Annotated in this window: 28 protein-coding genes; 11 read left to right on the top strand and 17 right to left on the bottom strand. The window is 46.6% G+C overall.

Annotated features, from left to right (window positions below):
* The 8 genes from QUA54_RS31420 to QUA54_RS31455 form a co-directional block, all read right to left on the bottom strand.
* Nucleotides 1-434: hypothetical protein (locus tag QUA54_RS31420; protein WP_333418616.1), on the bottom strand; the 434-nt coding region annotated here is incomplete at its 3' end.
* The gene (locus tag QUA54_RS31425; protein WP_333418618.1) at nt 424-903 is read right to left on the bottom strand and encodes a hypothetical protein; all 480 of its coding nucleotides are present in this window, start codon (nt 901-903) and stop codon (nt 424-426) included. The genes QUA54_RS31425 and QUA54_RS31420, both read right to left, overlap by 11 nt.
* A gap of 38 nt (nt 904-941) precedes the next feature.
* Nucleotides 942-1,604 carry a hypothetical protein gene (locus tag QUA54_RS31430; protein ID WP_333418620.1) on the bottom strand — a complete coding sequence of 221 codons (663 nt, stop codon included), beginning with the start codon at nt 1,602-1,604 and terminating at the stop codon, nt 942-944.
* Nucleotides 1,605-1,678: 74 nt separating this feature from the next.
* On the bottom strand, nt 1,679-2,140 hold the full coding sequence (locus QUA54_RS31435) for a hypothetical protein (protein ID WP_333418622.1): 462 nt from the start codon (nt 2,138-2,140) through the stop codon (nt 1,679-1,681).
* Nucleotides 2,141-2,152: 12 nt separating this feature from the next.
* Nucleotides 2,153-2,365, bottom strand: coding sequence for a hypothetical protein (locus QUA54_RS31440; protein WP_333418624.1), 213 nt, complete (start codon nt 2,363-2,365; stop codon nt 2,153-2,155).
* Between the two features lie 3 nt (nt 2,366-2,368).
* A complete protein-coding gene (locus tag QUA54_RS31445) occupies nt 2,369-2,572 on the bottom strand; it encodes a hypothetical protein (RefSeq protein WP_333418625.1) in 204 nt (67 codons plus the stop codon).
* Between the two features lie 4 nt (nt 2,573-2,576).
* Nucleotides 2,577-2,825 (bottom strand): hypothetical protein, encoded by a 249-nt coding sequence (locus QUA54_RS31450; RefSeq protein WP_333418627.1) that lies wholly within the window; start codon nt 2,823-2,825, stop codon nt 2,577-2,579.
* Nucleotides 2,825-3,808: a ParM/StbA family protein gene (locus tag QUA54_RS31455; RefSeq protein ID WP_333418629.1), complete on the bottom strand. Its 984-nt coding sequence runs from the start codon at nt 3,806-3,808 to the stop codon at nt 2,825-2,827. Before QUA54_RS31455 ends, QUA54_RS31450 begins: the two co-directional genes overlap by 1 nt.
* A 220-nt stretch (nt 3,809-4,028) precedes the next feature.
* Here QUA54_RS31455 and QUA54_RS31460 point away from each other — a divergent pair, with 220 nt between their 5' ends.
* From QUA54_RS31460 to QUA54_RS31480, 5 genes are all read left to right on the top strand, one after another.
* A complete protein-coding gene (locus QUA54_RS31460; RefSeq protein WP_333418631.1) occupies nt 4,029-4,265 on the top strand; it encodes a ParG in 237 nt (78 codons plus the stop codon).
* Nucleotides 4,266-4,444: 179 nt separating this feature from the next.
* The gene (locus QUA54_RS31465; protein ID WP_333418632.1) at nt 4,445-7,978 is read left to right on the top strand and encodes a plasmid replication protein, CyRepA1 family; all 3,534 of its coding nucleotides are present in this window, start codon (nt 4,445-4,447) and stop codon (nt 7,976-7,978) included.
* Between the two features lie 115 nt (nt 7,979-8,093).
* Nucleotides 8,094-8,327: a hypothetical protein gene (locus QUA54_RS31470; RefSeq protein WP_333418633.1), complete on the top strand. Its 234-nt coding sequence runs from the start codon at nt 8,094-8,096 to the stop codon at nt 8,325-8,327.
* Between the two features lie 115 nt (nt 8,328-8,442).
* Complete coding sequence (locus tag QUA54_RS31475; RefSeq protein WP_333418635.1) at nt 8,443-8,832, top strand: GIY-YIG nuclease family protein; 390 nt, start codon at nt 8,443-8,445, stop codon at nt 8,830-8,832.
* Nucleotides 8,833-8,853: 21 nt separating this feature from the next.
* On the top strand, nt 8,854-9,156 hold the full coding sequence (locus QUA54_RS31480; RefSeq protein WP_333418636.1) for a hypothetical protein: 303 nt from the start codon (nt 8,854-8,856) through the stop codon (nt 9,154-9,156).
* Nucleotides 9,157-9,305: 149 nt separating this feature from the next.
* On the opposite strand, the gene QUA54_RS31485 is transcribed toward QUA54_RS31480, so the two are convergent.
* The 5 genes from QUA54_RS31485 to QUA54_RS31505 form a co-directional block, all read right to left on the bottom strand.
* Nucleotides 9,306-9,863 carry a hypothetical protein gene (locus tag QUA54_RS31485; RefSeq protein WP_333418638.1) on the bottom strand — a complete coding sequence of 186 codons (558 nt, stop codon included), beginning with the start codon at nt 9,861-9,863 and terminating at the stop codon, nt 9,306-9,308.
* A 34-nt stretch (nt 9,864-9,897) separates the two neighbouring features.
* Entirely contained in the window at nt 9,898-10,404 is a 507-nt protein-coding gene (locus QUA54_RS31490; protein WP_333418640.1) for a hypothetical protein, read from the bottom strand.
* Nucleotides 10,405-10,528: 124 nt separating this feature from the next.
* Nucleotides 10,529-10,843 carry a hypothetical protein gene (locus QUA54_RS31495; RefSeq protein ID WP_333418642.1) on the bottom strand — a complete coding sequence of 105 codons (315 nt, stop codon included), beginning with the start codon at nt 10,841-10,843 and terminating at the stop codon, nt 10,529-10,531.
* On the bottom strand, nt 10,833-11,084 hold the full coding sequence (locus tag QUA54_RS31500; protein ID WP_333418644.1) for a hypothetical protein: 252 nt from the start codon (nt 11,082-11,084) through the stop codon (nt 10,833-10,835). The genes QUA54_RS31495 and QUA54_RS31500 overlap by 11 nt, the downstream gene beginning before the upstream one ends.
* Nucleotides 11,085-11,161: 77 nt before the next feature.
* Entirely contained in the window at nt 11,162-11,494 is a 333-nt protein-coding gene (locus tag QUA54_RS31505; RefSeq protein ID WP_333418646.1) for a hypothetical protein, read from the bottom strand.
* A 257-nt stretch (nt 11,495-11,751) separates the two neighbouring features.
* On the opposite strand from QUA54_RS31505, the gene QUA54_RS31510 reads away from it, so the two are divergent.
* The 4 genes from QUA54_RS31510 (at nt 11,752) to QUA54_RS31525 (ending at nt 14,884) form a co-directional block, all read left to right on the top strand.
* On the top strand, nt 11,752-12,333 hold the full coding sequence (locus QUA54_RS31510) for a hypothetical protein (protein ID WP_333418648.1): 582 nt from the start codon (nt 11,752-11,754) through the stop codon (nt 12,331-12,333).
* Nucleotides 12,334-12,393: 60 nt separating this feature from the next.
* On the top strand, nt 12,394-12,645 hold the full coding sequence (locus QUA54_RS31515) for a hypothetical protein (RefSeq protein WP_333418650.1): 252 nt from the start codon (nt 12,394-12,396) through the stop codon (nt 12,643-12,645).
* A gap of 117 nt (nt 12,646-12,762) precedes the next feature.
* Nucleotides 12,763-13,755 carry a tyrosine-type recombinase/integrase gene (locus tag QUA54_RS31520; protein WP_333418652.1) on the top strand — a complete coding sequence of 331 codons (993 nt, stop codon included), beginning with the start codon at nt 12,763-12,765 and terminating at the stop codon, nt 13,753-13,755.
* Between the two features lie 586 nt (nt 13,756-14,341).
* Nucleotides 14,342-14,884, top strand: coding sequence for a hypothetical protein (locus tag QUA54_RS31525; RefSeq protein WP_333418654.1), 543 nt, complete (start codon nt 14,342-14,344; stop codon nt 14,882-14,884).
* 97 nt (nt 14,885-14,981) lie between these two features.
* Here the strand turns inward: QUA54_RS31525 and QUA54_RS31530 are convergent, their stop codons facing one another.
* Nucleotides 14,982-15,671, bottom strand: coding sequence for a thermonuclease family protein (locus tag QUA54_RS31530; protein WP_333418656.1), 690 nt, complete (start codon nt 15,669-15,671; stop codon nt 14,982-14,984).
* A 319-nt stretch (nt 15,672-15,990) separates the two neighbouring features.
* On the opposite strand from QUA54_RS31530, the gene QUA54_RS31535 reads away from it, so the two are divergent.
* Together QUA54_RS31535 and QUA54_RS31540 are read left to right on the top strand one after the other, a co-directional pair.
* On the top strand, nt 15,991-16,314 hold the full coding sequence (locus tag QUA54_RS31535) for a hypothetical protein (protein ID WP_333418658.1): 324 nt from the start codon (nt 15,991-15,993) through the stop codon (nt 16,312-16,314).
* A 622-nt stretch (nt 16,315-16,936) separates the two neighbouring features.
* The gene (locus tag QUA54_RS31540) at nt 16,937-17,194 is read left to right on the top strand and encodes a hypothetical protein (RefSeq protein ID WP_333418660.1); all 258 of its coding nucleotides are present in this window, start codon (nt 16,937-16,939) and stop codon (nt 17,192-17,194) included.
* Between the two features lie 57 nt (nt 17,195-17,251).
* Here the strand turns inward: QUA54_RS31540 and QUA54_RS31545 are convergent, their stop codons facing one another.
* The 3 genes from QUA54_RS31545 to QUA54_RS31555 form a co-directional block, all read right to left on the bottom strand.
* A complete protein-coding gene (locus QUA54_RS31545) occupies nt 17,252-17,410 on the bottom strand; it encodes a hypothetical protein (RefSeq protein WP_333418662.1) in 159 nt (52 codons plus the stop codon).
* A 78-nt stretch (nt 17,411-17,488) separates the two neighbouring features.
* Nucleotides 17,489-17,713 (bottom strand): hypothetical protein, encoded by a 225-nt coding sequence (locus QUA54_RS31550; protein ID WP_333418664.1) that lies wholly within the window; start codon nt 17,711-17,713, stop codon nt 17,489-17,491.
* On the bottom strand, nt 17,703-19,082 hold a 1,380-nt coding region (locus QUA54_RS31555; protein ID WP_333418666.1), incomplete at its 5' end, for a hypothetical protein. The genes QUA54_RS31555 and QUA54_RS31550, both read right to left, overlap by 11 nt.

Raw genomic sequence — 19,082 nt, forward strand, 5'->3', positions numbered from 1 at the left:
TCACAGTAAGCTGTTTCTAATTCATCCTCAAATGCCCTTTCGTCAGCTTCGGCCAGCTTCTTGTATCTGGTAGCCGTGGTGCTCATTTGGTACGCAGATTCAGCAGCATAATTAAATTCTTGAGCCTTCTGCTGATACGCTATAATCCGCTGTCTCATTGGCTCTTTTTTGCCCTCGCTTCGGGCGATGAGCATTGCTGCCACCATGCCCCCTGTAGCTAGCAAAGAAAGCAGAATCTTGATACCACCATACCCGCGCTCAATGCTTCTAAATTCAGCTTTGGGAGGCACTAACCAAGCTGGCTGTGATTCGATTCTGTTGCCGATTCTGTACTCAATTCTGTCGTTAAATGGCAAGGCAGTCGCGCCAACAATTCCGGCAAAGCTTACTCCTAACAAGCCTGCAACAATTGGCTGATTTATATTACTTAGCATTACTCAATTTGCTCCATACTTGCGCTGCTACAAATCCGATGGTAATCACGATTAAGGCAAAACTGAAAATCAGCATTTGGGAATTGACAATTATCCAGGCTAGCCACGCATCCCAGTTGCCCGCAATCAGTGCCGTACCCATAGAAATTAGGATTAGCAGTGCGCGGACTTGTGCGGAGCCTTTAGAGGAAGCAGTGAATATTGCCAGCCCCAAACCAACACCAGGGACAAGAATTACAGCAGCAGGAATTAGCGCCGGAATCCCTCGAATGATAAGGCTTGCAGCTAATCCACCACTGAAATAAGCGCCAAACTCTCCCAAGTTTCCTGTTAGGTTCCAGAAGCGTTCTATGCCACTAATTTCGTCAACTTTCTGGGTTTGAGTTGGCTCGAACTGTTCGGGAGTTCCTGCACTTAAATAATCAAAGTCTGAACCGAATTCTGAAGCGTCAAATTCTTGTGAGTACATACAAAAAAGCGGGCCGTCTGACCCGCTGCTATCGTGTGCTAGTTACGTCCAGAGAAGAAGCCTAAAAGCCCGTCTAGCAAGCCTTTAGAGTTGTTGCCCATGCCATTGCTTCCGCCACCGGACGCGCCTGGTACAGCGGGAATTGGGTCGAAGTCTTTGGCGTTTATGTAATTGTTGAATGCTGACCGTTTTGCTTGCATGGCAATAGCCTGCTGTGGTGAGGCTTGAATTGCTTTTAAGGACTGTTGAAAGCCATTCTGCTGAATCTGTCCCTTCGCTTGGTGATTGGCTTTAATCAGTAGCAAGCGCTGGCGAAAATCGACATTTTGCAGAGTTTGAGTGCTGGCTCCCTCGACCTTTACCAGCCCCAATTCGTGTTGTAATTTCTGCTGCAAATTGATGATGTGTTGGTCATGTTTTGCCCCAGCAACAATTGCTTTCGCTACATACTTATCAATCTGTGCTTTATCAGTCAGTCCGTTCTCAATCGCCTCTAAGGTGAGCCGTTCAAGTTCGACTTTATTGGCTCTGATTTTGGCATCGTGGCGGTTATACGCGGTTCTCAATTGCTTCTGAAGGTCAAGCACCTTGGCTTGGCGGGCTGCTTCATGCACCATCTCCGGCGTGAGGGGCCCGGAGTGATATCCGAATTCGCGGGCTACATGACCCGCTCCTGATGTTTGCGCTACTCGGAATTGCATTACAATTGCTCCTAGGTACGGTGTTACCAAACTCCCCCAGCGCAAGCCAGGGGAGGATTTGCACGGCCAGTCGATTACTTTCTCAGGGCGGTCGGCTGGTTTGTCATTTGGTTGAGTTTGCGGCTGATTGGATCTGCGGGATGCCCCATAATCGGTAGGTATTCGCCACGTCGCCAACTCTCCGAGAGTTCGATTGCTGTGTCAGCGTCAACCCCGTGCGCGATGTACTGGGATTCGGGGAAGTCCCATTCAGTCGCCACGCATTCACCATCACATGGCGGTTCATAAGTAGCTACAAAATCATCCACAGCTTGCCGTTGTTCATCAGTAAGAGAGCCGTCAGTATTTAAGTCTTCAAACATATCTAAATGCGATGCCAGCCGATAGCGAGAATCATCGCCGTAGCGCGGGATGCGCTCAATATGGCGCTTGATGTAATCCGGCTCAATTCCACCTGAATTAAAAGCATCAGCATCGGCGTTTCCATCAAAAAAATCAGAGAATTCAAAGGGAGTTAAATCTGCATCGGTAATCATCGTTAATTCCTCCTATTTCGTCACGCTGCCAGCATCATCTGAATTCAGATTAATGCTGTTGTTAATCGTCAGATTTCCATGTACGATGGTCGGCTCCGGCACTCGTTTTGCTCCCGATTGATAGCCCGTATCATAACCAACCGCAAAGACCAGAGTGCCAGCTACAAGCGCACCGCCAACCATTATTTTTGTCAGGTTTTTGTCGAAATTATCATCGTCAAGCATTGCTTAAACTTCCTCACTTTTTACGTCGATTGCTTCACCGTCTTTGGATAAATCCTTGCGTGTCGGGGTCGGTGCTGAGTGACTGATAACTGTGCCAGCAATGTAGTCGCCTTTGATTTCCTCGACGTAGTTGCCACCGTTAGTATTGATGACCCGTTTGCCTGGTTTACCGTCGTCAAATACAACACCGTTGATAATGCGTACCATGTTCTTAAAACTCCATCGGGGTAAAGGTTTCGGGCGCAGTTAAAGGTGCTGCTAGATGCTCGACCGTTGGCTGCTGAATAGCTGGTGCTGCCTGCTGGCAATTGTTAATTTTCCAAGTGTTTAACAGGTGGTTTCCGTACCGAGAAAGTAAAATTCCTATTAATGTCGAATAATCACCAACACCAGTAGTAGCAAGCAATTCATCAGCTAGAGGTACAAATTTAGTGGGCATTACCGCCCGAACTTGTGCCATTAATTTTGCTCCTTTTGTAAACCAAATAAATTGAAAAACTGTGGCTTAGGAGCGACTTTGAAGCGCCCCTTTGACTGTTCGCACATCGGCTGTAACAAACTGGCAGAACCGCCAATTACAACCAACTCACCAAGGTTAGGTAAATACTTCGCCCAATTCGCTTTGAGCTTTGCTCGGATATCGGCAATCCAAGAGTCACGAACTGAGACGAATTCTCGACTGAAGTCGATATCAGTTGACCCGTAAACAAAGGTGCTTGATTCAATGCAATCCATCAGCATTCCGGCATCAGCAGTGCTACCAATTTTGGGGAGGATTGCTGCTGCTAAACGTTGCGCTAGGTGCGACGTGCCGGGTAGAACAATATCGGCATCTCGGAGCAAAGCACCGCCAGGGGCAAACAGTCGGGCGATGGCAGTTCCACCGCCGATATCAAGGATTCCGTTCGGGTTTTTTGGATACCGCCACATCAACCGATTGGCTGCCAAATCGTAAGCACCCCGGCACTCGTCTACGGGTTCTATTTTGCGGATTGTTGATAGGCAATCCCGACCGTTAACGGTGAATTCGAGCGTGGTTTCTAACTGTTTGAGTTTGGCAATCGTCTGCTGATTGCGAGAATCTGGCGTCGGGATGACGAGCCGTTCGATACGCTGTGGGCTGTCGCTGGCAAGCGCGGGCAAAATCAGCAAGTGTGCTAAATCAGCCTTACCCGACTCGAAAGCCGGAGCGCCACCCATCAGTTGAGCCAAGCGACCGACCAAATAACGGCGACCATCGAACCCGATTTCGTAGCTCTGGCCGTCGCTTCCGCCCTCTTCCCAGTCCGCCAACTCCTTGACGTAAGACGGGATTGAGCGGACTGTCTGACATTCAATCCATTTTGTAAAACGATTGCCGGGGTCAACAGCCAACATGGGACGCACAGTGGCGCTTCGTGGCTGCACAGAGCCAAGCATGGTTTGTCTGTATTCAGTTTGCATGGTTCGGGTTTGCCTTGTGGCGTAAGGGTTTGGGACGCTTTTTGAGTCAGTTTCGGGGCAACCCTGCGGGAGTACACGTGAAGCCGTTTTATGCCCATAACAGGCGTTTTTACGTTTATGTGTGTTATTATAGCACAATGACAAAACAACACAATGACAATCTCGAATAAAAGGACGGATAGCAATGCGACAATAAAAGAAAACTCGTGAGAATTTGTTTGTGGCCGAAGAACCGGAAACCGAAAGAGACGTATTTATCAGGGGTCGCGTCCCGGAGTCAGTGCGGGCCCGATTCAAGGCAACGTGTGCCTTGCGAGGTCAGGATATGGGTGAAGTGTTAGGAGAGATAATTCTGAAATGGCTGGAGGAATATGAACCCAATGCTTTACCAGCGCGTAAAAAAACAACCGCATCGGCGAAAGCCAAGCGGACAAAGGATTCTAAGGGCGCTAATTAATTTATAATATTTGCTTAGCGCTCGCAGCTAAGCAAAACGCCTCAGGCAACTGCCTTCGGCGCTTTGGGTTGGTTTTTGAGGTTTAATTATTCACCTTAACTCTGCTTTATCTTGGCGGATTACCAGAGTAAGGATTCACTCTTTCACAATCTAACAGGTTGTGAAACCTTCTTATTATTATGCCATGCTTTGATGAGTTTACAAATTCGTTTGTAAACGATTTAATTGAATCGGCGTCCCCCGTATTAAAGAACGCCGAAACCCTTGATTCCTCCTCAATTGTAGCCTCTCACCCTGCTGATGAGCAACAAGATTACAGGTTTTACATCCTTGACCATCTCGACAAGCTTGAGCCAGCCAAGGCTCCGAATTTCTATACTTGTCCGGTCTGCGAGGGACATCGGCTAGGAATCAACCCGAAAACTGGCGCGTATAGATGCTGGAGCGGTGAATGTTCCAGCATTGACATCAGAGAAGCTATCCGACCGATGGCTGAATTCCTGGCAGAGCTAGAGGCAGATAAAGCCAATAAAAAGCGACCTGCACGGCAAGCAAGAAAGGCGAAAGCTCAAAAGAAAGAATACCCAGCAGCGCCCATTCCAGTCGGTGCGAAGCTCCTCAGACTGCCTGCACCTGGACAACCGCCACGCGCTGAACGGCCGACATATTTCCCCAAAGGTGTGCCGACTAATGCTGCACAAATTATCTACAAATACAGCAATACTCAAGAGGTTTTGAGATTTGAATGGGTAGACCCAAAAGAGCCGAAAGGACGGGATAAAACCTACCGCCAAACTCACATTGATTCTAACGGTAAGAAAGTCTGGAATGAGGGAACTACTAAATGGCAACCGTACCGAATTGATGAAGTTTTAGAAGCCATAAAAAGCGTACCAGATGATGAAGTAAGAGCTGTTGTCCTGCAAGAAGGCGAACCCTCGGTAGAACTTGCCCGCAGTATCAGCCTTGCCTCTATCACTTTGAGAGGAAACACCTGGAATGATGCACAAATAGAAAGAATAGTTGAAGCACTACGGTTATCGGGTAAAAACATCGTTTTAGTAAAAGTGCGGGACAATGACCAACCGGGCATCCTTAAAGCAGCAAAAGTTCAAGAAACCTGCAATCGGCTGGAGTTCCCGTGCATAGTTGTTGACCCTCGCAGGATTCATCCTGATATCCCAGAAGCAGGAGATATCAGAGAAATCTTAGAGGCTATCGGGGAGGATGAATTCTTAAGCCGATTAGAGGCAGAGATTGCATTAAAATCAATCCTCTCTGAGCCATCGGAGCCAGTTGAAAACGCAACAGAAGCTACCTCAATACCCTTCGAGACTGACTCAAGATACACACGACTTTTACGGCGATGGAAGAGAGCAAGAGCGTACGTTGCAACTGTGCTATCGGATTCTGAATTCGTGCAGTTGCCGGAGCCGGGCCCGAACACTATTACTGCCATTAAAGCGGGTTTAGGAAGGGGAAAAACGGAGTGGCTGGCGTGGCTGACTGCTACTTTAACACTAGGTAAATTCTTCCTACTTGGACACCGGAACGCGCTACTTAGGGGAACTTCTAAACGATGTCGTTTCTATCACATCAAGTACGATGAAGGTCAGATAATGCTATCAGACCCTAACGGCCGTGTTGCTTCCTGCGTAGACTCGCTGTTGAAGTTCATGGATGATTGTGCCAATGAAAATTGCACAATTGTTTTAGATGAAGTCGAGAGCGTCGTCCGCCACATCCTAACTGGCAATACAATCTCGGCATCCGACCGGATAGCAATTCTTGATAAGTTCGCACTGCTGCTGAATTCTTGCAGTCGTATAATCTTAATGGATGGGCATTTAACCGATGCCACAATAGATTACATTACATCGCTTGCACCGGGTAAAACCCTTACGAAATACGAGAATACTTTCAAGGCTACGCTACCAAAGATAGAGATTTTTAGAAGCTCTGGAGCGCCCCTGAAAGCATCAGAAATTGAATCGTTTAAAGACTTAATTTTGAACGCAGAACGACCAGCAGTTTTCTGTGACTGCAAAGACGATGCAATTGCACTCTATAAGCTATTAGAAGAAATTCACGGCGAAGGTACAGGGCTGTTATTAACTGCCGACAATTCAACCGAAGATTGGCAGGCAGAATTTACCGATGAACCCGACGAATCTATCCGACTGCACCAATGGAAATTTATCGTAGCTAGCCCGCTGATAGAATCTGGAGTTAACGTTTCAGTTCGCAATTATTTCTCTGAAGTATTTGGGATGTTTGGTGGCGTTGTCAGCGTAAACTCAGTAGCACAGATGATACGGCGAGTCCGGCATCCAATTGGCGGTATCAAGATTCTCTGTGCCTCCCGTGTCCGACCTTCTGCCGATGGGGACGACATTTATACTCATCGAATGCAGCAACGATTAGCTGAGCGGATGACCGCAGACATTGCCGAATTCGATGAACGGTCAGATGCGGAAATTCACACAGAGATTCTAGAAGAATTAAAGGCTTGTGTGCATCACACAGCTTGGTTCAGACTGAAGTGTCTCGAACACATTGAGCGCCCCTACTTCTATGAATTTGTGTGTGAGTTACTGAGAGAATCCGGGCATGAAGTAATAGAACTCGACATCGAAAATGCCTTTACTGAAGCCCACAAACAAGCAAAAGAGGAAGTACGCTGGGAGTATGCAGAAGCCGTTGCTAACGCTGAAATTATCCCCATCACTACTGCTGAGAGGATTCTAAAAAGCCACACGGCAAAGAAAGCCGAAATCTTATCAGCTACCCGCGCTGTTTATAACGACCAATTACCAGGGATAGAGATTACTCCATCTCTGGTACACAGGCTCAAGAAAGAGCGCAATCTTTTGCCAAGTATGCGAAACCTCTGCTACTTCCAGAACCCTGACAAGGCAAAGCAATTACGCGAGTACAGATGGGAGGAAGGTAGGATAAAAGTTTTCGGCTCGGATTACAAACCAAACTCTCTGATGCTGCGAGCACTTCAAGATTTAGACATCGGTAAATTCTTAGATTGCAGTCGGACTTTCCGCAAGGATTCGGTGGAGGTGCTGGAAGTAGCTAAATGGGGGAGAGGGAAAGAAGCAGCCAGGGCAGGACTCAAGATTGGCGGCCAAACTCCCATCCAATACCTGCAAACCTTGCTCAGTCACCTCGGCATCAAGCTTATAGGGAACCAACGGAAGGGCCAACAGCGCGAGTACAGCTACCGACCTGAAGGGGGAAGCTTACCCGAAGGATTTAACCGACTGTATGCAGCCGTATCGTCAAAAATGCTTGAGAAATGGCAGGAAAAGATTGATAAAAAAGAGGCAGAAAAACGCTTAGAAATAACGCCTCAAACCATTGATAGCACTAGCGTAGAGGCGGTAACACCCCTACCTAACATTCTTTATAGCAATGTAGGGAGGGGTGCTACCGAAATCGAAGCCACACAAGAAGTCATTGCACAAGGAGAAAACATGATGGCACTAGACCCACAAGCACACCAAGAATGCGTCGAATTCATCAGAACCGCGCTTGTCAGCAGCGATGACCCCCAGACAGCCTGCGACGTGGCCTCAGTAGTCAAGGAAGTCTGCGCCAGTGGCCACGCTGACCGAGCTGCAATCTGGGCCGACCTCTCCGAAGTCGAGCGAGAGCAGTTCCGGTCACTGTTGGCGACCGCTTCCTCCTGCTCGGCAACCTGAAATGTCAGACTCTAGCTGTGTGCATACTGTGAATTTTCCTAAATCTCCCCTGATCGGAATGAAGGGAAATTACAATCGAGCTATGCACATGACTAGACGGAAGGATTGAAGTGCCATGACCGTAAACCCAAAGAGCCTTGCCAACCTCAAACCAGCGGCCAACCGCAAGGATGCCGTCAGAGTGACGCTCACCCTGCATCCCGACACCGTGGCCCTGCTCAAAGCACAGGGCAACATGAGCGCTGCGGTGGATAGGCTCGCTCGTTTGGCGATGCTGGGGAAGATTGAGCACGATGGTGCGTTAAACATCCTTCCCGACTCTAAGGTCGATTTTAGGAGTAAGTTTTGAGTCAACAAAAGCCACACAAGCACCAGCTTAGATGGGGTTCGTGTGACTAAAAAACTGTGTGATTAAGAACGGAATCAGTCTTGGGTTGAAATACTTAAAAACTAATGTGAATACAATGAATGAGACTAAGCTTGTTAAACTTAAAACTAATCCACAGCCGGGATATATCTACCTCGTTAATGCTGTCGGCACAGACAAGTTTAAAATTGGCAAAACAGCAGTTTGTGTCATTCAGCGAATAAAACAGCTACAAACAGGTAGCCATGTGCAGTTAAGGTATGTCTATCATGCGTATGTAGAAAATATGAACCTCTGTGAGATGGAAGTACATCGAAAATTTGCTGATAAACGACAAATCGGGGAATGGTTTAAATTGATGCCTATAGATGTCAATGAATGTATTGAATTAATGCGATTAGTTCACCAAGAGAATCTTACACTAGAGGATTTAAATAATAAAATAGGATTTCCACAGAATCACGTTGAGGGTAAACTAATCATATAGCGCCCTTTCGACTATAGTAGTATGGAAAGAGCTTGTTTAAAAATAAGCCCAGAGCAACATCGATTTTTCGTAGCAAGACGAATTGAATTTACATCGGAAACGGAAGATGGTATATATCATTGTATAGGCTTAGAAAAGCATAAGCAAATTCAAAATTTAATATTAGATGATATAAAAGTAAAAATAAGTATGGTTAGATTAATAACCTTGTTAGGGTATGCCGAAAAAACTAATGATGTTTTTGCTTTAGCATATACTTTTAGACCTGGGTGGAATCAAGTCTGTGGTTATTTTGATTATAGTAACAATAAATATTGGTATTAACAAAATATTAATTGATTTGCAAGAAAAGGGTTTGTATTCAATCCAAACCCTTAAAATCCAATCACACAGTATCTTAATACTATACAAAACCGGGTTCAAGTGAGCGCTTTGCATAGGTTGAAAAAAACTGTGTGATGTGAAAATCCAGCCTATTTGCCTTTAGCAAGTTTGGTGGCATTTATCTTCTTCGTGTGCGGAACAAAGTCGGGTTTGCTAGATGAATTCTCGACCGATGCCTTGCCGGAAGCGATATCGTTTATGCTTGCTTTGCCCCTCCGCGCATCCTCTCGTGTATAGGTTTTTGTTTCTGGTTGCTGTGAATTGCTATCAGTTTGGTCAGCCCCGCTAGAAAAGAAATGCCTAAAAGTAGGGTGCTGTTTTAGTTCACTCATCTTCTGGGCAACTGTTTTCGGCTTGCCATCATCGCCAAACTCGATTACCCCTCTATCGTCAATAAATACTGGCTGACCGTTCTCAAACTGCAATTTTTCACCATCCCTTAAGTGGCGTTTAATCGCTTCATAAGCCTCGCGGTCAGCATCATTGCCAATTCCTCCAGATTCCGCGTAAGCAGTGCGTAACTGCGTATCGAGTGCGAGTTCCTGTAGCTGTGTTTTGGCTTCTTTAGTGCGTTTCTCGGCTGCTGCTGTTTCGGCTAATAAGCGAGATTTCTCTGCGTGAAATTGTTCTTCGTTATCAATGGGCATAATGTCGTTCTCTCGGCGTTAATTTACTCCTATTCTATTCCATATTTCCTACAAGTTGAAGTACCCTCAACCTTTCAGTTAAATAGTCCCGGTAAGCTGTTGCTACAAGATACTTGATTTCTGGTTCGGCTAAATCTGTGGCGTATTTAACGAATACCTTTGCCGTCTCCTCTGGTATGCTTTTGTCGCCACAATGATACATTGCACCTACGCAAATAATTCCGTTTCTTCCTAAAGAAGGAAAAGCTAACCCCCCTGTCCAGGGGACATCTATCTTTTTCCCTGGGACATTTACATTTTCTACAGAGAACCCGTTGATGGTTATAGGGACACACACCCCCGCATCTACAATGCCTGCTGCTTTAATTTGGCGTGGAGAAATGCTTCTCATGCTTTGCGTAAGTACAAATTTTCCTAACTTAATAATTAGGTTAGATTTCTCAGGAACATTCGGAAGAATTAAATTGGGTTCTTTTTGTGGAGTTCGATGTTCTGTACCCTGCTTAAGCCTTGCCTGTTCCCGTCGTTTTGCTTCACCCATTGTAGTTATTTTTAGTAGTTAAAATTAGACTCATTCAATTCTACCTAATTTCACAATAAAATGCTCAGAAACAGGGTACGTTCTGAGCATAATACAAAGCTTCTTTCTACTCGTCAATCTTAACTCAAACAGATATCATGCAAACCTCGCCAGACTCCGCAGAGATATCCACAATTGCCTCTCCGCATTGGCATCGCCACCATCGATCATTTGGTGAATTTCTATCTATCAATTCAAGCAGTTCGCAATCCTCCGCAGATGGGTGCGGATACGGCATATCTGGCAATTCCTTCGCGACAGTTTCGGTTGCTGTTTGCGCGTCAGGAATCTTTTGCTCTGAAAGGAATTCGGCTTCGAGTTCCGCTGCCTTCTGTGAGTATTCTCGCGACCGCAATTTGCCATATTCAGTCAATCTTTCTCGGTACGTTTCAAGCTTCATTGTTGCCTCCTAAAATGTCTAAAATTATCGCGACATCTACTTCCCTAATTTTAGATATTTTACGGCGCTTGATTACCGCATTAAGCAGTTCTAACGCTGTCGGTAATTCGCGCTGCTGCTCTGCGCTAGTAGAGGCTTCATTGGGGTTGGCTTGGGCTGTTTCTAGTTCTGTCTTTAAACGCTGATTCTCTTCCCGTTGTACCCCTACTTCCCAATCAAGCCGATTCCTGTCTACCTCCAATTCCCTGAAAGATTCAAGAAGTTGGGCGTAGCTGGCACGGGCTTCTGTTAATTCCTGCCTGAGAGATTGGCTTTCGCTCAGGCTGCGGACTCCCCCAAGATTTCATCCCTCAGCGCTGTTCTTAATGCCTCTGTCTTACTCTCCACAATTTGCGTAATACGTTCATCTAACTCAGTGTCAGACAAAATTGGTCTTATGTCAGACGGTTGTTTTACCTGTTTTACCTCGGGCGTTTGTAAGACAATGGAGCCGTCAGACAGGGCCTCAATACCCGCCCGCATAATCTCCAGCACTGTCTTACTTTGGTCACAGCCATTGCTGTTCTCGGCGGGATAGAGTTCACGTCCTAGCTGGTGAATAGCTTCCAACACTTCAGCGGGACAACGGAAATTTAGCAGTTTACTTGGCATTGTCTTACTTATGTTTTACGACTGTATAACAGGTATTGTACAACAGAAATCTGTATGCGTCTTACTAATAAGACAACTTAGTCTTACGTTGTCTTATGATACGTCTTACTTATACCTGTTGTACACCCCTTGCTATATGTCTTACACGATGCTATGATGTAAAACATAAGGGTAAGGGAATCGACACAAGCCACGCCCTGTATGCGCTTCACGTCTACGTTACAAGCAAATCTGTATATCACAAGGAAAGAGAAACCGTGCAATTATTAACAGCCAAGTTCAACCAAATCGCCTCTGAAATCGACGTAACGAACGCTCAGATTGCAGCCCTTCAAACCAAGCTGAGTGAACTTCAGGAGTTCCAGCAGCAGCTACTTTCAGTCGAGCAGGCAGTCCAGTCGGCTCTCTCCCAAACTGATACCGCGCTGATGATGTTGCACCACGTAGACCCGACACAAATCGAAATTTTCAAAGACGCATTGGTAACTAAGTTCAGCTCAGATGTTATCGGCATTCTTGAACCCACAAACGCGCTCACCGACCCTGTATCCGAACCCGAACCCACTGCACCGTATGCTCCCCGCCCGGATAAAACCGATACGGTGGTTGATGTTCAAGTTAAATCTACCGAATTGACCGAGCCAGAACCCTTACAGGAAAACAATGTTGAGCAGGCGCTACAAGAGGGGGATATTGAGCAAGCCCTAAACAAAATGCCGTTGCCATCGTTGCGCTCGCTCGCCAAGTTGAAAGGCACGGATGCACGCGGCACTAAAGCCAATATCGCTCGGAGGTTGAAAGCCCTGGTCACAGAGTTTGACCTGCGGGCCGCTGGCTAGTGACCCGCACCAACTGGGAGGGCTTAAGTCCTCCCTTACACTTACCCCAACTCAAACCTCATGAACCTTCTGACAGCCGAATTCATTCAACGCAAAAGCATTCTCAAGTCTCAGCCCGTCCCCGGTGATGGTGTTCAAGCTCCCGGTTATGTAACGCTCCGACAGTGGGCAACTGACCAATGGGCAATCCACTTCTACAATGCTCAAGACGGCGGATTCCATAACGGCCGCTACTTCAACAACTTGGCTGATGCCGAGGTTGATTTTACCGACCGGGTGACAGAGTATGCTCCTTTGCGGGCCCTCGCCTAGCACCCGCACCAACCAGCCCCATCTGCCAAAACGGATGGGGCGTTTTAAAGCCCATCGAACTATTGATAATCGCTCTTTTCAATAGTTCTCATCCCTACCCTACCCAATCAACCAGCCATGACCCAAACTGCACTCGCTGCCATCGACCGCCCCCAACTGCCAACCTTCCCTCACCTCGACCGCGACCCCGACGTGCTAGTTCAGTTGCTAGCAGACAAGCGCTCGGTTAACACTCGACGGGTTTATGTCAGCGACGTGCGGGACTTCTTCAAGACTATGACCGGGCAACTGCCAACTAAAGCTGCCGTGACTGCATTCTTGCGACTGTCAGAGTGCGATGCCGTATCGCTGGTACTCAAGTGGAAGTCGATAATGATGAGCGGGGAGGGACGGAAAAAGCCCCTCGCAGAAGCCACAATTAACCGCAGACTCGCAGCTATTAAATCACTTGTTAGTATGGGGTTAAACTTAGGCGTTTGTGAGTTTAACTTGGCAAGAATTAAGGGCGAATCTATCCAGAAATACCGCGACACAACAGGCATTAACAAAGCAAGCTTTGAGCGCATCCTATCGACTTGTGACCGCGAAACAGTCGCTGGAAAGCGCGATTATGCACTGCTTAGGTTGTTGTGGGGTAACGCTTTGAGGCGAAACGAAGTAAGTCAATTAAGCATCGGTGACTTTAACCCCTGGGCTCGAACTTTACGGATACTTGGTAAGGGACGCGGGACGCAAGCTGAGACTATTGACTTGGGTGCAGCGACGGCTCAAGCGGTAGCTGATTGGCTAGCAGTTCGACCGGGGACAGCGACCGAGAGCGACCCAATATTTATTGCCCTAAATTATGCAGCTTCGGGGCATCGCCTCACCGGGGACGGGCTTTACAAATTGGTGCAGGCTCGGACTAAAAAAGCAGGGATTGATAAGGTAATGAGTCCGCATCGCATCAGGCACAGCGCCATTACCGCAGCGCTCGACGCAACCGATGGGAATGTGCGTAAGGTGCAGAAACTCAGTCGGCACAAGAAGCTAGACACGTTAATGATTTATGATGACAATCGCGCTCGTGACCAACGCGAGGTGAGCGAACTGCTGGATGCGATGTTCTGAGCCAAGAAAAATCCCCCAACTTTCGAGTTTGAGGGATTCCGGTTCTGGCAACTGTCGGCAAGTGCGATCGCACTTGCCACCAGCTAACAGAATATCGGCCGCTCTTTTTGGTCAAACAATTTCAGATTTTAGATTCAGATTTTAGATTCTCGCCCGTGCAGTTGCTGTGCAAACCGCGCAGAAACAGGAATCAAGGTGTGCCAAGTTTTAATCCCTGCTAAGGTTTAGGGTTTTAGTGGCGGTTTGCAGTAACGCAGTAAGTAATGAAGGAGTTTCAATTCCTGATAGGGTTTTGGGGTGATTGGATGGTCAGCAGTGCCAAGGCTGGGAGAAGCACAACAGGTACAGCAGGCAGGGTCAGAGCGGTCGAAGTGTTGCGGGGTTGCCACGATGGGAGCGATAGCGGTGGCAGTCTAGCTTTTTTCCGTCACACTCGCACGTTGCAACACACTGCTTTTTTAAAAACTGGGATGAGGTGGCACACACAGAGCGGTGAGTGCGCGGTTAAAAATCCGTACAGATTCACAGTTGATAATCCTTTATGTAAAAGCTATCATTATTACGTTCTTTAAAAAAGTAAAATAATATGTTTCCCCTAGAAAGTGGTGTTTATGTTGGCATTGGTACTGTCTTAGGTTCCCTAATTTCAGGTGTTTTAGTAATGAGAAATAATTCAAAAAATAATGAGTTTCAAATGGAGCGAGAAAATCAACAAAGAATTTGGCAAGAAGAAAGCGAGCGAAGAAAATGGTATCGTGAAAAACTTTACGAATCCTATAGAAATTCAATTCACATTTTAACAAAAGTTATACAAGCGCAATATAAATCGCAATTTACAAGTGAATACGATGATTCATATAATCCCGAACACGATTTAGACCTCGAACTACTCATAAAAAATTTATACTTTGAATTTTCTTCTGAATTTAGTTTAATAATAGTGGGTCATCCTGATAAAGAGACTAAAGAAATAAATGGACTAACAACTATAATTATTGAGAAAGGTGTGTTTAGAGATCCTTTTACTCTGCGGGAATTAATCACTGAAATAATGGAAAAAGACCCCCGTATAAAAGATGTTAATGAAGAGTATTTAAACAAGCAAAAGTCTTCAAAAATTCTAACTTGATGTAGTAATGTTCAAGATATCTCTAACAGATAGTTAGTAGAAACCCGCCAGAGTCAGAGTCTAGCGGGTTAATGGTGTTTTGATACAGTTGATAGTTTCACTCGCAACCTATACCGTCTTTATCTCTATCGAATTTGTGGGGGTCAGGCTGTAGCACCCTAAAACGCTTTTGGGAAATATCCCCACAATCCAAATCAGGCGGGGCAGGCGGAATACACACATCGGGGTAACTTGGGTCGCAATTATTCTGGGAATTTGGTGCAGGTCTTTGTGGAGTTGATGCAGGTTTTTGTGGGGCAGCAGCGGGTTTTACTGCACACTGATTTTTTCTAAAGTCCCAAGGAGGGCAAGGGTTGGCTTGGCTCCACAACCCGACTCGGTTTTGCTTAGCAACGCTTTGAGCTTGGCGCAATTGTTCGGCGGTCGTGCGGCAGTTGCCGATGTACTGCTCATAGACCCATGCTTGCCCTTCTTGCAGCAATTGCAGATTAATGTTTTTGTCACTGAACACCACACCAACCGTGCGACCGTATTGGTCTTTGTCCACAGGCAGAACCTTAACTGATGCACCTCTCGGAAGGAGCGCACTAAGCCGATTGCCTGCCTCTTGTCCTCCCGCTTGATTCCTTTCAGGCGTATCAATGCACGCCAACCTCACGGTTATGTTTTGCCCGTTGCTGCGGATTGTGAGGGTGTCGCCGTCGCCGACGCTAACCACCTGGGCGTTAATAACTTGTGCTTGAGAAACTTGAGCCGTAATTGCTGGGACGGTTGGTGGAATGAACATCTACTAGAGTCCGTTTAGTGATTGCTAGGTGCTTAATTGCTGTATCTGCTGCCATGCTCTACAAGTATAGTCAGCGCGGAACGGGAACCCAATGGACATTGCCGACCTACTTAACGCGATGTTTTAAGCAAATAAATCCCTCAATTATCAAGTGTTTGGGGACTTCCGGTTTTGATATTTGTCGCCGTAGGCGATCGGCAGAGCCGACCGCAAACAGATTCTCGCCTGCTCGGAAAGGAAGGAATCTTCAACCGAGCTGTGTGCATGACTCGATTGAAAGTAGGTTCCGGCGTGACCGTGGCTGAAAAAGCCGAATCAAATGGAACCCAACGGCATGAAGTGTGCTTGGTTTCAATTCCTGATAGGGTTTGAAATTATGTCACTAGGAGCTTACTTTCCGATGAAAGTTTATGTCTATACTCACGACTTTGAGGAAGGCGGGAAGGAAAACCCAAAAAAAATCCACTTTGCCCGTATCCCAGTAATTGGAGAGTGCATTGTACTCTCCAACAATCCTAATTGGTACAAAGTGGTACTCGTGCTTCACACACCATACATGGCCGCCGACGCTGATGCCGAAGTATGGTGTGTGAAAATTACTGGTTCAGCAGCTAGAAAGGCGGCAGGATATAGCGCATCCTAACGCAGAGCTTAGAACTCCTACAGCTTCATCAAAATTTAACAGTTTCCCCGCTTTCTTCACTGTACTCGAAGGCGGGTTTTCTTTACCTGTCAAGAGAAACCTGGAATCAACAATATGCGATGTGGACTTAATACTTTGGCAAGGACTTATGACCCGCGACCAGTGCGGGGTCACGGAACTGCTAGATGCGATGTTCTAATGAGTGAATATCAGCCTCTAAACTATTTAAAAAAAGCTCACTGTATCCTAATAGTTGGGGCTTTCTGGTTTGAGCATCTATAACTGTCGCGATAGATCCGCCAACAAGGAAACTGAAGTCGAGCCGTCTGCATACCTGGACTGAAAATTCCCGCCCCGCTTCAGAAACACGATTCAAAACGAATCAAACTCACCGAAATTGAGGCTAAAATCGGGTGAAACCCGCGTGGCTTCGTTAAAAGTTTGATTCTGCATCTCCTAAAAAAGGAATCAGATAGAATAAAAAGCCCTACCCCTAAAGTAAGAGCAAACCCTTGACCTGTGTACATCCCAGCGCGTAGCGAGGCGGTGCTGAGATTTGAGGTTTGATTCGGCTTTTTTGGGTTTCCGGCTGCTTGATTCGTGTTTTTCGGTGGGGATGCGGATGAAACTGGTTGAAGTTAAAGGCAGAATCGGAGTATACCCCAGAGGCATAGAACGAGTGGACGCGGACATGGAGCGAGGGCTGCTAGCCATTAAGTTGTTTCAAATTGCCACTACCACCAACCCAGCGCTACTTCTCCCAGAAGTTGCCGATGAGCAACACATGGAATTTAGAAAGGCTTGGAGGCTCACTAAACAGGTGCTGAGCGCTGCGGAAATAAGCGCGTTTAAGGAGATGCTCAAGCACTACTCGAACTGACGAAATTCCGACGCATTTAGGCACAGAAAAACCCGCTTGATTGCGGGTCTGTCGAACTCAATTTGATTCAGCTTTCGCTATCTTTTTCCCATGCCAGAACTTCTCGGCTTCCCAACCTGCACGAGCAGCCGGAGCTTGCAAATATTCCTTTCTCCCGCCCGCTTGGTAATGGTGCTGACCCCGAACAAATTCAAAGTCAAATTCGTAATTTTCCATTGCTTATTCCCTAGTATTGGGTTGGCTGCAATTCCCAAATCTCCTTTAACACAGTGGCGCTCGGTTGGGTAAATTTTACTACCCTAAATTACCTCCTTTTTCACAATTCTCTTTAACATATCTGATTGAGCTTCCTAGGGCTTTGGAAAACTCTTCCCCTCTCTCAATAGGTACTGCGCTTCCGCCCCAGTTAGTGATTTCATATTGCAGATAAGGTTCATCTGCGTAGACAATCTGACTGATTGTAATAGCAGGCTTAGAACTTGGATTTTCTTCGATTATTCGATATGTATTAGCTGGCATTGTCGCCTCCTTTGATTAATCGTTCTAACGCTTCCCTTGCATCGGTGTATCGGTCGTGATTTCGCCCGCCACGACGAATATTCCACAGTATCCAGATAGTTCTCTCAACCCCCAAGTCCTGAGCAATGATGAGCTTTGCTAGCTCCATCTTTTCATCCTGTTCCAAGGGAGAGTCTGTAGCAAAAACAGCCATTTCGACCGTTCCAGCCATAATCCCGTCAAACATAGTTGAAATGCGTTCCGCCCTTGTTCCGCAAGGCTTTCCTGGATTGTGCGGGTCTGTTCCGGGAGCATCTAAAGGCGTTCCAGACTGTTCCGACTGTTCCAAACTCTCGCGCCTTGGAACGCCCCCAGACGAGGTTTGATTGCTTTCAATTTCTATTTCTATTTCTATTTTTGGCATCAAACCCAGTGCCGGGTTGCCAATAGTGGAAAGAATAATTGGGGTTTGTTCGGTCATCGAAGCAGGAATTAATCGCTTCAAGTCAGAGGTTAATTTGTCTCTGGTATCCTTGCTGGCAATGACTCTTTGATTGTTCAACAACTGTTCAATCACTCCATAAGAACCTTGCTCCTCACCATTGCTCGTAGTCCGCACTAAGCCTTGAGCTATGAGCGCCAAATTCAGACGGATATTGCTATCTGCAACCCCACTTGATGCAAGGTTAAAAGTCTGCGTACAGATGAAGTAGCCGACGTTATACTGACCCCCAACAGTCGCGATGCTTCCCAGCTTAGAAGCCTTATCTTCCCATAGTTGTGCGTTTCGTTTTTGAACTAAACACTGATGAGTCGCAAACCAATCTTCAAGGATTAATTTAATTGGTCGGTTGCGGTAGGTTTCCTCAGTTGCGGGCTTTGATTTTCGGGATTGTAACTTCTCATAAACATCGTCCAGAAACCTCATCGACTCCTCTGGAAACAGGGGGTCAAATATCGCAATTCGGTCGCGAGGAACGCCGGGAAAATCTTCATATTTTTGGGCGATGACGTAGATATCAGCCTCTGGAAATCGTGTCTTTGTCTCTCTTAACCACTTGTGCAGAGTGCGGGTTTTTCCGGTGCGAGTCGGGCCTGCCAGAAAAATTGAGGTATTGATGCCCGCTAAAGAATTCAAGACCTTGCTAGCTACTTGCCGAGCTATCTCAATGTTGTTGGGCCCAACATTCTGATCAGCCTTAATTGCTGGTGCTGTCGCTGATTCAACCTTGTCGCCAGGATTGGACACAGATTCCAGCGTCGCCGTGCCTGTGAGAAGAGCCTGCTGCTCTTGAGGGCTGATGCCTAGAGATTCACAGTAAGCTGTTTCTAATTCATCCTCAAATGCCCTTTCGTCAGCTTCGGCCAGCTTCTTGTATCTGGTAGCCGT

The sequence above is a fragment of the Microcoleus sp. MOSTC5 genome (assembly GCF_036701825.1).
GTDB classification, from domain to species: domain Bacteria; phylum Cyanobacteriota; class Cyanobacteriia; order Cyanobacteriales; family Microcoleaceae; genus Microcoleus; species Microcoleus asticus.